The sequence below is a fragment of the Roseibium sp. genome (assembly GCF_965232425.1).
Classification (GTDB): domain Bacteria; phylum Pseudomonadota; class Alphaproteobacteria; order Rhizobiales; family Stappiaceae; genus Roseibium.
In genome coordinates this window covers 2211033-2224935 of sequence record NZ_OZ246971.1, presented here as the reverse complement: position 1 = coordinate 2224935, position 13903 = coordinate 2211033, and the positions used below count along the sequence as shown (strand labels likewise).

At 61.3% G+C, this 13903-nt stretch carries 11 protein-coding genes; 6 read left to right on the top strand and 5 right to left on the bottom strand.

The window, feature by feature from the left end; translation table 11 throughout:
- Window positions 1–10 precede the first annotated feature (10 nt).
- Together tcuB and tcuA are read right to left on the bottom strand one after the other, a co-directional pair.
- Window positions 11–1078, bottom strand: a complete 1068-nt coding sequence (gene tcuB / locus ACO08A_RS10055) for a tricarballylate utilization 4Fe-4S protein TcuB (RefSeq protein WP_422040958.1) — start codon at window positions 1076–1078, stop codon at window positions 11–13.
- Window positions 1068–2453 carry an FAD-dependent tricarballylate dehydrogenase TcuA gene (tcuA, locus tag ACO08A_RS10050; protein WP_422040957.1) on the bottom strand — a complete coding sequence of 462 codons (1386 nt, stop codon included), beginning with the start codon at window positions 2451–2453 and terminating at the stop codon, window positions 1068–1070. Before tcuA ends, tcuB begins: the two co-directional genes overlap by 11 nt.
- 79 nt (window positions 2454–2532) lie before the next feature.
- Between tcuA and ACO08A_RS10045 the strand changes: the two genes are divergently transcribed.
- Window positions 2533–3477: a LysR family transcriptional regulator gene (locus ACO08A_RS10045; RefSeq protein WP_422040956.1), complete on the top strand. Its 945-nt coding sequence runs from the start codon at window positions 2533–2535 to the stop codon at window positions 3475–3477.
- 11 nt (window positions 3478–3488) lie between these two features.
- Here ACO08A_RS10045 and ACO08A_RS10040 read toward each other — a convergent pair whose 3' ends face one another.
- The 3 genes from ACO08A_RS10040 to ACO08A_RS10030 are packed head-to-tail and all read right to left on the bottom strand — an operon-like array spanning window position 3489 to window position 8267.
- A complete protein-coding gene (locus tag ACO08A_RS10040) occupies window positions 3489–4997 on the bottom strand; it encodes a SpoVR family protein (RefSeq protein ID WP_422040955.1) in 1509 nt (502 codons plus the stop codon).
- Window positions 4990–6312 carry a YeaH/YhbH family protein gene (locus tag ACO08A_RS10035; RefSeq protein WP_422040954.1) on the bottom strand — a complete coding sequence of 441 codons (1323 nt, stop codon included), beginning with the start codon at window positions 6310–6312 and terminating at the stop codon, window positions 4990–4992. The genes ACO08A_RS10040 and ACO08A_RS10035 overlap by 8 nt, the downstream gene beginning before the upstream one ends.
- Window positions 6313–6332: 20 nt before the next feature.
- The gene (locus ACO08A_RS10030; RefSeq protein WP_422040953.1) at window positions 6333–8267 is read right to left on the bottom strand and encodes a PrkA family serine protein kinase; all 1935 of its coding nucleotides are present in this window, start codon (window positions 8265–8267) and stop codon (window positions 6333–6335) included.
- 447 nt (window positions 8268–8714) lie between these two features.
- On the opposite strand from ACO08A_RS10030, the gene ACO08A_RS10025 reads away from it, so the two are divergent.
- The 5 genes from ACO08A_RS10025 to ACO08A_RS10005 all read left to right on the top strand — a co-directional run bounded on the left by ACO08A_RS10025 (window position 8715) and on the right by ACO08A_RS10005 (window position 13903).
- A complete protein-coding gene (locus ACO08A_RS10025) occupies window positions 8715–8969 on the top strand; it encodes a hypothetical protein (RefSeq protein ID WP_422040952.1) in 255 nt (84 codons plus the stop codon).
- Entirely contained in the window at window positions 8959–10443 is a 1485-nt protein-coding gene (locus tag ACO08A_RS10020; protein WP_422040951.1) for an ABC transporter substrate-binding protein, read from the top strand. The genes ACO08A_RS10025 and ACO08A_RS10020 overlap by 11 nt, the downstream gene beginning before the upstream one ends.
- A gap of 99 nt (window positions 10444–10542) precedes the next feature.
- Window positions 10543–11490, top strand: coding sequence for an ABC transporter permease (locus ACO08A_RS10015; RefSeq protein WP_422040950.1), 948 nt, complete (start codon window positions 10543–10545; stop codon window positions 11488–11490).
- A complete protein-coding gene (locus ACO08A_RS10010) occupies window positions 11487–12317 on the top strand; it encodes an ABC transporter permease (RefSeq protein ID WP_422040949.1) in 831 nt (276 codons plus the stop codon). The genes ACO08A_RS10015 and ACO08A_RS10010 overlap by 4 nt, the downstream gene beginning before the upstream one ends.
- Window positions 12314–13903: an ABC transporter ATP-binding protein gene (locus tag ACO08A_RS10005; RefSeq protein ID WP_422040948.1), complete on the top strand. Its 1590-nt coding sequence runs from the start codon at window positions 12314–12316 to the stop codon at window positions 13901–13903. Before ACO08A_RS10010 ends, ACO08A_RS10005 begins: the two co-directional genes overlap by 4 nt.

Below are 13903 nucleotides of genomic sequence, written 5' to 3'. Positions count from 1 at the left end.
CGGCGGGAACTTACCCCGCCGACTTCCGCTGTTCGTCGCGAATGAGGGCGGCGAGGCGGTAGAAGCCGTGGGCCATCTTGGTATAGGGCGTCAGCAGGAAGAAGCTGAGCACGGAGCCAAGGTGGATGGCCAGCAGCGCCGGCATCGCCGCCGTGCTGCCGAGTGCGTAAAGCGCAAGGCCGGACAGCGCGACCAGGAACAGGAGCAGGATGAAACCCATCTCGCCGCCCCAGGCGGATGGTGCACCAAGGGACCGGTCCGCTTTCAGCTTCAGGGAAGCCAGCATGACCGTTCCGATCACCATCAGGACACCGCCCGGAATGCCCAGAAGTTTCGGCAGTGACCAGAGCGGATAAGGCGCGGGCATGTCGAAAACGTAGTGGAGGATTGTTCCGGCCGAGGTCGAGGCAAAGCAGAGCAGGAAGCCGTACATGACGGCTTGGTGCGCGTGACGGCGGGCCTGGCTGAACCGGTCTTCGTCTTCGAAATTGCAGCCGTCGCCGTGCCCGCCGGCGAGGTTCTTCATTTTTGCCGCGGACCCGAAGGCATCGACGATCTCCTTCAGCGTGATCGTCGTGCCGCCGGTCTCCTGCCAGTAGCGCCTGAGACTGACGGCGATGCTGGCAAGCGGAAACAGGAAGGCGGGGAGGAAAATCGCCACCATGGCCGAATGGGACAGGACCGCATAAAACCCGTCGCCACCGGCAGACCCGAGCGCGCGGAAAGCCAGGAACAGAAGGGCAAAGCCGAGGATCGTCGCGAGCGCGATCATCACGCCGCTCTTCTGGAAATGGCGGGCGACCGGGGCGGGCCATGCAAGACTTTCCCAGCTGTCCTGGCGGACTTCGGCCAACGCCTTCGGCAGGTTGAGATCGAACTCGTGCGGTGCCGTGTACTGGCAGGCGTAATAGCAGCCCCGGCAGTTGTGGCAGAGATTGGCCAGTTGGGTCAGGTTGGCATCGGTGAAGAAACGTTCCTGGTGCAGGGCCGGAAAGACCGAGCAGTACCCCTCGCAGTAGCGGCAGGCGTTGCAGATCTCCGCCTGGCGGCGGGCTTCCTGGAGCAGATCAGTTTGCATGGTTGGCGGCCTCCCGGCCTGCGATGCGACCGAACACGGTCCCGATAGTCATGCCGAAACCGGCGAGATAGCCCTGTCCGAGAATGGACCCGGCCATGGTTTCCCCGGCAGCCCAGAGGTTTCGGACAGGACCGCTTTCGGTGCTGCACTGGGCGTTCTCGTCCACTTTCAGGCCGAGATAGGTGAAGGTGACTCCGGTCTTCAGGCTGTAGCCGTAGAACGGCGGCTGGTCGATGGGGCGCGCCCAGTTGGTTTTGGGAATGTTGATCCCGGTTGTCTTGACACCATCCAGTTCCGTCGGATGAAAGTTCGACGTGTCGCCGCAGGCGGCGTTGAAGGCGGCGACCGTGTTGCGCAGCTTTTCGGGCGGAAGGCCCATTTTCCCGGCAAGTTCTTCCAGCGTGTCCGCCTTGATCGGCGGGAAGACCGACGGCATGAACAGTTCCAGCGACTTGGCATCGATGATGACGTAGCCGATCTGGTCCGGCTGGTTGGCCACGAGACGTCCCCAGATCGCATAGCGCTTCGGCCAGACATCCTCGCCTTCGTCGTAGAAGCGGTCCGCTTCCTTGTTGACGACAATGGAAAACGGCACGCAGTCCAACCTTGTGACGATGCCGCCGTCGAATTTCGGTGCCCGGCCGTCGATCGCGACCGCATGGCACTGGGTCGGGTCACCGACCGACTGGACGCCCTGATCGAGGAGATCCGCCAGGACGACTCCGCGGTTGTAGGGTGTGCCCCGGATAAGGAAGTTCTTTGCCGGTGGTCCCCAGGCACGGGTGAGCCACTCGGTATCTGCCTGGAACCCGCCGGAGGCAACAATCACGGCGCTGGGCGTCAGCTGTTTTGTCTCGCCTTCATGCGTGTAGTCGATCCGCACGATCCGGTCGCCGTCGAGCTCCAGATGCGTGACGTTGGCCTCGTAAAGGACCGAAACGCCGAGCTTCTCGGCGGTGCGGTAATAGGCGTTGACCAGCGACTTGCCGCCGCCCATGAAAAACGCGTTGGTACGCGCCAGCGAAAGCGTGCCGGACAGGGACGGTTGAAAACGGACGCCGTGCTCTTCCATCCATGGCAGGCATTCTTCGGAGGTGCGGATGGCCAGCCTTGCGAGCGTTTCGTCGGTCTTGCCGTCGGTGACTTTCAGCAGGTCGTCGAAATATTCGTCCTCGCTGTAGTCGTCGACCAGCGGGCCGAGCGGGGCCGTGTGCATGCACCGGAAGTTCCTGGTGTGGCGGGAGTTGCCGCCCCGATAGGCCTTGGGTGCGGTTTCCAGAATGACGACGCTTGCCCCTTTTTCCGCGGCCGTCATGGCCGCGCACAGGGCGGCGTTGCCGCCGCCGATAATGGCGATGTCGTATGGGCTGCTCATAATGCGTTTCCTCTCGGAGGCGTTGTATCAGCCGTCCGATTATTTTGACAATTGTCGGTTTTTTCCTCATTGATGCTTTATGCGCATAAATTTTGATTTCAATGATCTCGAGGCCTTTCTGGCCGTCATGGAGACAGCCTCGTTTCACCATGCCGCCGAGCGGTTGAGCCTGTCGCAATCCGCGATCACCCGCAGGATCCAGAAGCTGGAGGAAACGCTGGGCTCCGTCCTGTTCGAGCGCACCACGCGTGCGGTCAGACCGACGCTTGCCGCCAAGCGCTTGCAGGCGCGGGCGGAGGCGATGCTGGAAGGCGCGAGGGAGACAACCCGGGCCATGCGGGACGAAAGCGTCGCTTTTGCTCACCAGCGCGGATTGCTGGTGACGATCGCGATGATCCCGACCATGGTCACCCCCCTGCTGGCACCCGCGATCGGCCGGCTCCGGGAAAACGGCACTGTTCCAAGGGTGCGGCTGCTGGATCGGGCCGCCAACGAAGTCGCGGAAGCCGTTTCGCAGGGAGAAGCCGATTTCGGCATCTGTTCCATCGGTTCCCTGGAAGCGAACACGCAGTTCGAGACGCTGTTCGAGGACAGGATCGTCCTGACGCTGCCACGCGGCCACCGGCTTGCCGAAGCCGAAGCCGAAGCCGAAACCGAAGCCGGTGCCGTCGCCTGGTCAGACCTTCGGGACGTGCCCTTGATCCTTCCCGCAAGGGGCACGGGCAATCGTCTGCTGATCGACGAGGCGATGGCCCGGAGCAGGCTGTCGGCCCGCTGGACGTATGAAGTCGGCCGCTCGACCACCGCAATGGACCTTGTCAGTGAAGGTGTCGGCGCCGCACTGCTGCCGCGATCGGCAATGACGTCCGCGCAAGGCAAAACGCTGGCTTTCAGGAAACTGGGCGAACCGGTCGTGTCGCGCCCGGTCGGGATGCTGACACGGAACGGGGTTGCCGGAAATCCGGTCACGGATGCGTTCAAGCAGGCCTTCCGGGACTTGTCGGAAGGTTTGCGGACGATCTGACGAACTGGTGTTCAGTTCGGCGTATCCGACTCGACGATGTCCACCTTGTATCCCCAGAGCCGCTCGACATGTTTCAGGGTTGCAGCCCTGCTGTCCGGATCGAGCGGGACGGCGTTGCGCCGGATGGCTTTCAGATGCAGGCACCTGTCTCCGAGAAGATCGGCGTCGGCGACCTGGATCTCCGGTTCAAGTGCCGACAGGTCATGGTCGCGCGCCAGGGCGTCGCGCACATGCCGGTACCCCTGCTCATTGTGGATGCCGGTCACCGTGCAATAGCGCGACGATGATTCGTCCGACAGGGCGAACATCCTGAACCGCCGGATCACGGCAGGTGAGAGAAACTGCTGGATGAAGCTTTCGTCGCGATAGTTGGCCCATGCATGTCTCAAGACACTGCGCCAGTCGCCGCTTCCGGCGAGATCCGGAAACCACTCCCGGTCCTCCTCGGTCGGGTCCAGGCACACACGCCTGATATCGTCCATCATGGCGAAACCGAGCGCGTAGGGATTGATCCCGGAAAAGCGCGGATCGTCGAAGTCCGGCTGGGTCAGCACGTTGGTGTGGCTGTGAAGGATCTCCAGCATCGCGCCGTCGCTGATCCGTCCCTGTTCGTGCAGCTTGTTCAAAATGTAGTAGTGCACGAAGCTGGCACAGCCTTCGTTCATGACCTTCGTCTGCTTCTGCGGATAGAAATACTGCCCGATATTGCGCACGATCCTGAGGATTTCGCGCTGCCATGTGGTCAGTACGGGGCTGTAGTGTTCCAGGAAATAGAGCAGGTTCTCTTCCGGCAGATGCATGTCGCGCTTGCGGTCGAGAAGCTCCGTATCTGTCGACGCCTGACCGCGCGCGGGGTTCAGGATGGTGTTCCAGAGATAGTGGACATTCTGTTCGGCCGCGGCGATCCGTTCGCGGCGCTGCTCCTCGGCTTCGCGCAGGGAGGGCTGGCGTGGACGGCGATGCCGGAAGACGCCGTGCGGCATGAGGGAATGCGCGGCGTCGAGCGTTGCCTCAACCTCGCCGAGACCATGCTTTTCCTCGCAACACGCAATGAATTTGCGCGCGTATTCGAGGTAGTCGAGAATGCCGTCGGCATCCGTCCATTGCCGGAACAGGTGGTTGGACTTGAAGAAGTGGTTGTGACCAAAGGCGGCATGCGCCATCACCAGCGCCTGCAGCGGCATGGTGTTCTCTTCCAGACAATAGCTGATGCAGGGGTTGGAATTGATCACGATCTCATAGGCGAGCCCGCGCGCGCCCTTTCGGTAAAGGCGCTCGTGGCCCAGAAAGTGTTTTCCGAACGACCAGTGATGATACATCAGCGGCATGCCGATCGAGGAGTAGGCATCCAGCATCTGCTCGGACGAGATGATCTCGATCTGGTTCGGATAGAAGTCCAGCCCGAGGTCATCGCGGGCGACCTCCTCGATGGCGTCCAGCGTCCGCCGCAGCGTGTCGAAGTCCCAGTCGGCCTGGTCGAACAGCAGTTCGGACTTGGGTTTCGGTGCGCGTTTAGCCATGGCCTTGCCCCGACGGGTCGCGCGCGAAGAGTTCGCGGAAAACGGGATAGATATCGGCGGCGGTCGCGACCCGTTTTCTGGCAAAGTTCGGCCAGGCTTCCGCAACGCGTCCATAGGACTCCCAGAGCTCCATGCCGGTTGCCTCGCTGTTGATCAGCTGCGCTTCGTCCTCGCCGACGATCTCGACATAGGCAAAATACTGGCAGACCTGCATGAGGTCTTCGCCAAGGAGGGCGGCGCAGCGCCGGGAATCGCCGCCGAAGTTCTCACCGTCCGAAGCCTGTGCCGCGTAGATGTTCCATTCCGACGGCGGGTACCGGTCCCGGATGATGTCCTTCATGACGACAAGGGCGGTACTGACAACGGTTCCGCCTGTCTGCGGCGAGTAGAAGAAGGTGTCTTCATCGACCTCCGACGCGTCGTGCGTGTGGCGTATGAAAACGATGTCGGTTTTTTCGTAGCGGCGCTCGAGAAACAGGTGCAGCAGCATGAAGAACCGCTTTGCCAGGTCCTTTTCGCGTTCACCCATCGAGGCGGACACGTCCATCAGGCAGAACATCACGGCATTGGCGTTCGGTTCCGGCTGCTGGACGAAATGATTGTAGCGCACGTCCAGCGGGTCGATATAGGCGACAATCTTGCGCCGTTTCGCCAGGATCTCGTAAGCGGCGCGCAGGTCGGCGAGTTCCACGCGTTGTTCGGGCGTCGGTGACGCAACCTGCTCCAGCCTGAGAATTTCCTTCAGCAGGGCCTGTGCTTCCTTGTCGGTCGGCCTTTTCAGGCCGATCCTGCGGCCAAGGGCATTGCGCATCGTCCGGGCAATATTGATGTTGGCCGGTGCGCCCGACGTGGAATAGCCGGCGCGGTGGGGATGTGTCCGGGTGATTTCCTTCAGGCTCTGCTTGACCAGGTCGGGCAGCTCCAGGTCCTCGAAGAAAAAGTCCAGGAATTCCTCTCTGGAAAGCGCAAACAGGAAATCGTCCTCGCCGTCTCCGCCCGGGGCTCCCTGGCGCCCGGCGCCGGAACCGCCGGCGCGCGGCGGCTTTTCGATCCGGTCACCGGTCTGGAAGCTCTTGTTGCCGGTATAGACCCGTTCCCTGCGCCCGCCTTCGGCGGCCTTGCGGAACGAGGGTTCGCTGACCCCGTCGGTCGGTACGCTGACATCCTTGGCCCGGCCGACATCTGCGACGCCGCGCTCGCGCACGGCATCCTCGACCGCTTTCTTGATCTGGGTCCGGACCCTTTTCAGGAAGCGCCGCCTGTTGCTCAGGCTCTTGTCTTTCGGGTTCAGTCTGCGGTCGATGAAATGCGCCATCTTTCACTCCGCCTCCGGCGCTACCCGGCCTTGTTGACGCGCATGTACCACTCGACCAGCCGCCTGACCTGCCGTTTGGTGTAGCCGTGACCGGTCATGCGCTCGACGAACTCGTGGTGCTTCTCGTCGGTCTTCTTGTCCCGCTTGGCGCCGAAACTGATGACCGGAAGAAGCTCTTCCACCTTGCCGAACATGCGCTTTTCGATGACCTGGCGCAGCTTCTCGTAACGCCGCCAGTCCGGGTTCTGTCCCTGGTTCTCCGCGCGGGCGCGCAGAACGAACTTCACCACCTCGTTGCGGAAGTCCCGGGAGTTGGCGACACCTGCCGGCTGCTCGATCTTCTCCAGTTCCTTTTCCAGAACGTCGCGGTCGAATATCTGGCCGGTGTCCGGGTCCTTGTAGTCCTGCTCCTCGATCCAGGCGTCGGCATAGGCAATGTAGCGGTCGAACAGGTTCTGGCCGTAGTCCGTATAGGATTCCAGATACGCCTTCTGGATCTCGTTGCCGATGAACTCCGCATAATGCGGCGCCAGTTCGGTCTTGAGGAAGTCGAGATAGCGGCTCTCGGTCTCACCATCGAACTGCTCCCGCCTGATGGCCTGTTCCAGGACATACATCAGGTGGACCGGATCGGCGGAAATCTCTTCGGTGTCATGATTGAACGTCTCCGACAGAACCTTGAAGGCAAAGCGCGTCGAAATGCCGTTCATGCCCTCGTCGACGCCGGCCGCATCCCGGTATTCCTGGAGCGACTTCGCCTTCGGATCCGAATCCTTCAGCATCTCCCCGTCATAGACGCGGAGCTTGGAGTAGAGCGTCGAGTTCTCGTGTTCATGCAGCCGTGTCAGGACGCTGAAACGGGCCAGCAGTGGCAGGGTTTCCGGGGCGCAGGAGGCCTCGGCCAGGGCACTCTGGCTGAGCAGCTTGCCGTAGATATCGGCCTCTGCGCTCGCTCGCAGGCAATAGGGCACCTTCACCACGCTGATGCGGTCGAGGAACGCCTCGTTGTTCTTGTTGTTCTTGAACTGGCTCCATTCGGATTCGTTCGAATGCGCCAGGATCAATCCCTGGAACGGCAGGGCGCCGATATTCTCCGTGCCGACATAGGACCCTTCCTGGGTCGCCGTCAGCAGCGGGTGCAGCACCTTGATCGGCGCCTTGAACATCTCGACGAATTCCATCATGCCCTGCGTGGTGCGATTGAGTGCGCCCGAATAGCTGTAGGCGTCCGGATCGTCCTGGCTGAATTCCTCCAGCTTGCGGATGTCGAGCTTGCCGACAAGCGCGGAGACGTCCTGGTTGTTTTCGTCGCCCGGCTCGGTCTTGGTGACGCCGATCTGCCGCAGCTTCGACGGGTAGAGCTTGACGATGCTGAACTTCGATATGTCACCGTCATATTCGTCGAGGCGTTTCGTCGCCCACGGGGAAATCAGTCCGGTGAGAAGGCGCCGCGGAATGTTGTACTTGTCTTCCAGCAGGTCGCCGACACGATTGGCACTGAAAAGGCCGAGGGGCGACTCGTAGACCGGGCTGATCTGATCGCCGGCCTTGAGCACGTAGATCGGCTCCTGTTCCATCAGCCTCTTCAGGATTTCCGCGATACTTGACTTGCCGCCTCCGACCGGGCCGAGCAGATAGAGGATCTGCTTGCGTTCTTCCAGACCCTGGCTGGCATGGCGGAAGAAGCCGACGATGCGCTCAATCGTCGCTTCCATTCCGTAGAGGTTCTTGAAGGGGGCGTACCGTTTGATCGTCCGGTTCATGAAAATCCGGCCGAGCCGCTGATCCTGGCTCGTGTCGATGACCTCCGGCTCTCCGATTGCGGCCATCATGCGCTCGGCTGATGTCGCGCGCATCAAGGGGTCGTCTCTGCATCCAAGCAGGTAGTCCTGGATCGTGATTTCTTCCAGGTTTCTATTTCTGTAGTCCTCGGCGAACCGTGTGTAGATCTCCATGTTCCACTTCCAGCTAGGCGCTCCCAGAGTACCTGCCCCCACTTAAAGTAGATGGGACTTTCCCCTTTGCTGGCAACTTAAACTTTCGACTTTCGCAAAAATTTCGTTCTCAAAAAAAATTGCAGGAGTTTTTCGTCTATCTGCCTTCATTCCGGCGTAAAGATCTGGTTCGCATCTGCGGAAGACTTGAAAAATGGCAGTTTTCGCCTCTTTTTTCTCCATGCTGTCTGAAAATTGGGCTGTACTTTTTCAGTTATTGCAAAAATTGCTGACTTATCCCGCGATTACACTTGAGATGAACTTGCGAAACTGTCGCCGGCACGGCTTCAAGGTCATCGATGTGTCAAGTGATCCTAGGCTATTGGCACCGTGGAACGAGCATACCATACTGATTGGCAATTCTGTCACCCGGAGCCCATCGCATGGTGGTGTCCGATCAGCTGATTCGTGGAGCAGGCCGATAACGAGATGATCCCGCTGCGCCGACAAGGGATCGCCCGTTTTCCGGCCCTCGAAACGTCGAGAAACGAAAATTGCATCGCTTGTGGACCGGGAATTCTGGATTTGGCGCACAAACCGGATGAATATGCAGGTGTGAAAGACATGCTCGATGCCGCGATGGCCCCGTGCCATTCGCGGATCGACCTGTTGGCAAAGCCGCAAGGCGCGGCATGGACAGATGGGGAGTGCTATGCGTTTTAAAATGATAGGGAGTGGGCTGGTCAGCGCGCTGGCATTGGCCGCAAGCATCGGCATCGCGGAAGCCAAAAGCGATATCGTGGTCGCCATGCAGCTCGAGCCTCCGCATCTGGACCCGACCAGCGCCGCCGCCGGAGCGATCGATTCCGTGCTTTATTCCAACGTCTTCGAGGGGCTCACCCGCTTTGGGCCGGACGGCACCGTCAATCCCGGGCTGGCCGAAAGCTGGACGATATCTGAAGACGGCAAGATCTACACGTTCAAGCTGAATGCCGGCGTGAAGTTCCACGACGGCACGGACATGACCGCCGAGGATGTGAAGTTCAGTCTTGACCGGGCCCGGGCTGACGACAGCGCAAACGCCCAGAAAGCGCTCTTTGCCGGCATCGACAGCGTCGAGGTGGTCGACCCGCTCACCGTCAAGGTCACGCTAAAGGAGGCCAACAGCAGTTTCCTGTTCAACATGGCCTGGGGCGATGCGGTCATCGTCGCGCCGGAAACGATCGCCGACATCAAGACCAATCCGGTTGGAACCGGGGCCTTCAAGTTTTCCGATTGGGTCCAGGGCGACAAGATCGAACTGGAAAGGAATCCCGATTACTGGGGCACGCCGGCGCAGCTGGACAATGTCACCTTCAAGTTCATCTCCGACCCGACAGCCGCGTTCGCGTCCGTGATGGCCGAGGACGTCAACGCGTTCGTCGGTTTTCCGGCACCTGAAAACCTGCCGCAATTCGAGGCGGACCCGAGGTTCCAGGTTCTTGTCGGATCGACGGAGGGCGAAACGATCCTGGCCATGAACAACAAGCTGCCGCCGCTCGACAATCCGAAGGTGCGCGAGGCCATCTCCCATGCGATCAACCGTCAGGCCATCATCGACGGGGCCATGTTCGGATACGGCACGCCGATCGGAACGCATTTCGCTCCGCACAATCCTGACTATGTCGATCTGACGGGCATGAGCCAGTATGATCCGGAGCTTTCGAAAAAGCTGCTGGCGGAAGCCGGTTTCCCGGATGGCTTCGAGACAACGCTCAAGCTGCCGCCGCCGTCCTATGCCCGCCGCGGCGGAGAGATCATCGCCTCGCAGCTCAGGGCGATCGGCATCGAAACCGAGATCACCAACCTGGAATGGGCGCAGTGGCTTGAGCAGGTCTTCAAGGGCAAGGACTACGGCCTGACCATCGTCAGCCATACCGAACCTATGGATATCGGTATCTATGCCCGGCCGGACTACTACTTCCAGTATGACAGTCCGGAGTTCCAGGCGCTGTTCGCGGACATCACCAGCGAGAACGATCCCGAAAAGAGGTCGGCGCTTCTGAAGCACGCCCAGGAGAACATCGCTGCAGACTACGTGAATGGCTACCTGTTCCAGCTGGCGTTTCCGACCGTCGCCGATGCCAGGATCAAGGGTCTTTGGAAAAACCAGCCGACCCAGGCCACCGACCTGACGGGTGTCTCCTGGGAGAACTGAGGTCAACACTGGTTGGCGCCCGCATCTGGCGGGCGCCCCGCAGTTTCAAACGGTCCGGAGTTTGCGGACACGACATGTCGGCTGGTGCGTGACGGGCTCATGTTGCACTATTTCCTGAAACGCCTGCTCTCGCTCGCACTGAGCCTCGTCGCGGCGTCCGTGCTGATTTTCCTGACGCTCGAGGTCGTGCCCGGCGATCCGGCGGCCTACATGCTCGGTATCAACGCGCAGGAGGACACGCTTAACGCCCTGCGCGAGCAACTGGGCCTCAATGGCACGATCCTGCAGCGGTACCTGTCATGGGCAGGCGGCTTGCTCGTCGGTGATTTCGGGACGTCCTACACCTACAGGACACCCGTTGCCGAGCTGATCGGCGAACGCCTCTGGGTATCGCTGCCGCTGGCTCTTTTTGCGCTTTTGCTGAGCACGCTGATCGCGTTTCCCGCTGGTATCTGGGCGGCGTCGAGACGGGGAACCCTTGTCGATTCCGGTGTCATGGGCGTGACCCAGCTTGGCGTGGCGATCCCGAATTTCTGGTTCGCGATGCTGATGGTGCTGGTCTTTGCCATCAATCTGCGCTGGTTTTCCGCAGGTGGATTTCCCGGATGGGAGGAAGGCCTTTTTGCAGGCATGAAAGCCCTGACCCTGCCGGCGATCGCCCTCGCCCTGCCGCAGGCAAGCATTCTGACGCGGGTGATGCGCTCCAGCCTGCTCGATACGCTCGGCGAGGACTACATCCGCTCCGCCCGCGCCAAGGGCCTTACACGGCGTCAGGCGATGTGGCGGCATGCGCTGCGCAATGCCCTCATCCCGGTGCTGACCATCATGGGTCTGCAGTTCTCCTTCCTGCTGGCGGGCGCGATCATCATCGAAAATGTGTTTTATCTGCCGGGTCTCGGCCGCCTTGTTTTCCAGGCGATCAGTTCACGCGACCTGATCGTGGTCGAGAGCGTGGTCATGTTGCTCGTTTTCGCGGTCATCCTGGTCAATTTCGCCGTCGATCTTGCCTATGCCTGGGTGGATCCGAGATTGCGGAGGCGGCGATGAAGAGCCTTCTGCACAACCGGTCGACGCTGCCCGGTGCGCTGCTGACGTTCATCTTTGCAGGCGCGGCGATCATCAGCCTGTTCTGGGTGCCTTATGACACCACGATCCTCAACATCCCGGACAGGATGAAACTGCCCAGTCTCGTCCACCCGTTCGGAACGGATCAGTTCGGGCGTGACATCCTGAGCATGCTCATGGTCGGTGCGCGCACATCGATCGCGGTCGCACTTGTCGCGGTCGGTATCGGCATGCTGGTCGGTGTGCCCCTCGGACTTGCAGCCGCCGCCCGCAAGGGCAGCCTGCCGGACGAGATCATCATGCGCACGAATGATCTCGTGTTCGCGTTCCCGAGCCTTCTGATCGCCGTGATGATCACCGCCGTTTTCGGTGCATCGGCGCTGAACGCCATCATCGCCATCGGCATTTTCAACATCCCGGTCTTCGCCCGCCTGACCCGCGGCGCGGCCCTGACCCTGTGGAGCCGCGAATATGTCATGGCGGCGAGGGTCGCCGGAAAGGGACCCGCCCGGATTTCGGTGGAACACATTCTGCCCAATGTGACCAATCTCCTGATCGTCCAGGGCACGATCCAGTTTTCGCTTGGCATTCTTGCCGAGGCCGGTCTCAGCTATGTCGGCCTCGGTGCGCAGCCGCCGACCGCCAGCTGGGGACGTATGCTGGCCGACAGCCAGACCATGATCTCGCTGGCACCGCATCTGGCGATCTTCCCGGGCATGGCGATCCTGCTGACCGTGCTCGGCCTGAACCTTCTGGGCGACGGGCTGCGCGATCTGCTTGATCCCAAACTTCGGAGGGCGCGCACATGAGCCTCCTGGAGATCGAAGACCTGTCGCTTGAGATCCACGGTGAGCCGATCCTGAAAAATGTCTCGATGCGGGTCGAGCCGGGCCGCGTCCTGGGCGTGATCGGCGAGAGCGGCTCCGGCAAGTCGATGACGGCCTTCAGCGTGCTGCAGCTGCTGCCGAACGGGTCGGAATGCAAAGGCCGCATCTCGCTTGCCGGACAGGACATTCTGACCGCCGGTGAAGAGGAACTCTGCAGCATTCGTGGCCGGGACGCCGGCATGGTGTTTCAGGAGCCGATGACGGCACTCAATCCGCTGCAGACGATCGGTGCGCAGGTTGCCGAAACGATCCTCGTCCACGAAAAGGTGGCGAAATCGGAAGCCCTTGCGCGCGCGGCGGATGCCCTGCGCCGGGCCGAGCTGCCGCCGGAACGGTTTCCGCTGACACGCTATCCGCACGAGCTTTCCGGCGGTCAGCGTCAGCGTGTCGTCATCGCCATGGCGATCGCGTTGCGGCCGAAGCTGCTGATTGCCGACGAACCGACCACCGCGCTGGACGTCACCACGCAGGCCCAGATTCTCGAACTCCTGAAACGGCTCGTTGCCGAGGAGGGCATGGGTCTGATGCTGATCAGCCATGACCTCGCGGTGGTCGCGGATCTCGCCGACGATCTGGTGATCATGCGCAGCGGCGAGGTCGTCGAGAGCGGACCCGCGCAGGGCCTGTTTCGAAACATGCAGCACCCCTATTCGCGTGCCTTGCTGGAAGCCTCCGGTCATGTTCCGGAGCGGCGCGGGGCAGCCGGGGAGACGGCCCTTCTGCAGGTCAGCAATGTTGTCCGTGAGTATCAGACCCACACCCATGGCTGGTGGGGCCGGACAACCCAGGTCCGGGCTGTCGACACCGTCAGCTTCGAGATCCGGAAAGGTGAAAGCGTCGGGCTTGTCGGAGAATCCGGCTGCGGCAAGTCGACCCTGACACGGGCCATTCTCGGACTTGAGGAAACACAGGGCGGTGACATCCTGCTGGACGGAACACCCGTGATCAGCCATCACCGGATCAACCGGGATATCCGCCGTCGGATGCAGGTGGTTTTCCAGGATCCTTACGGCAGCTTCAATCCGCGCTGGCGCGTCGACCGTCTGATCACCGAACCCTTTCACCTCCTGGACAGCCCTCCGGCCGGCGCCGAACGTGAGACGGCGATCGTCGAGGCGCTGGAAAGCGTTGGATTGAGTGCCGACGACAGCCGCAAATACATCCATGAATTCAGCGGCGGCCAGCGCCAGCGGATCGCGATTGCCCGCGCGCTCATCATCAAGCCCGAGCTGATCATCCTGGATGAAGCGGTCTCCGCGCTTGATGTCTCGGTGCGCGCCCAGGTTCTGGATCTTCTGGCCGGGCTCGCGGACCGCTTCGGCCTGACCTACCTCTTCATCTCGCACGATCTCAGCGTCGTGCGATCCATCACCGAACGTGTGCTTGTCATGAAATCCGGACGGATCGTCGAGGAGGGCCCGACGGATGACGTCTTCGACAGGCCGCAGCATGCCTATACCAAACAACTCGTGGCCGCGGCACCGGTCCTGCCGGCGGACGTTGCCTGA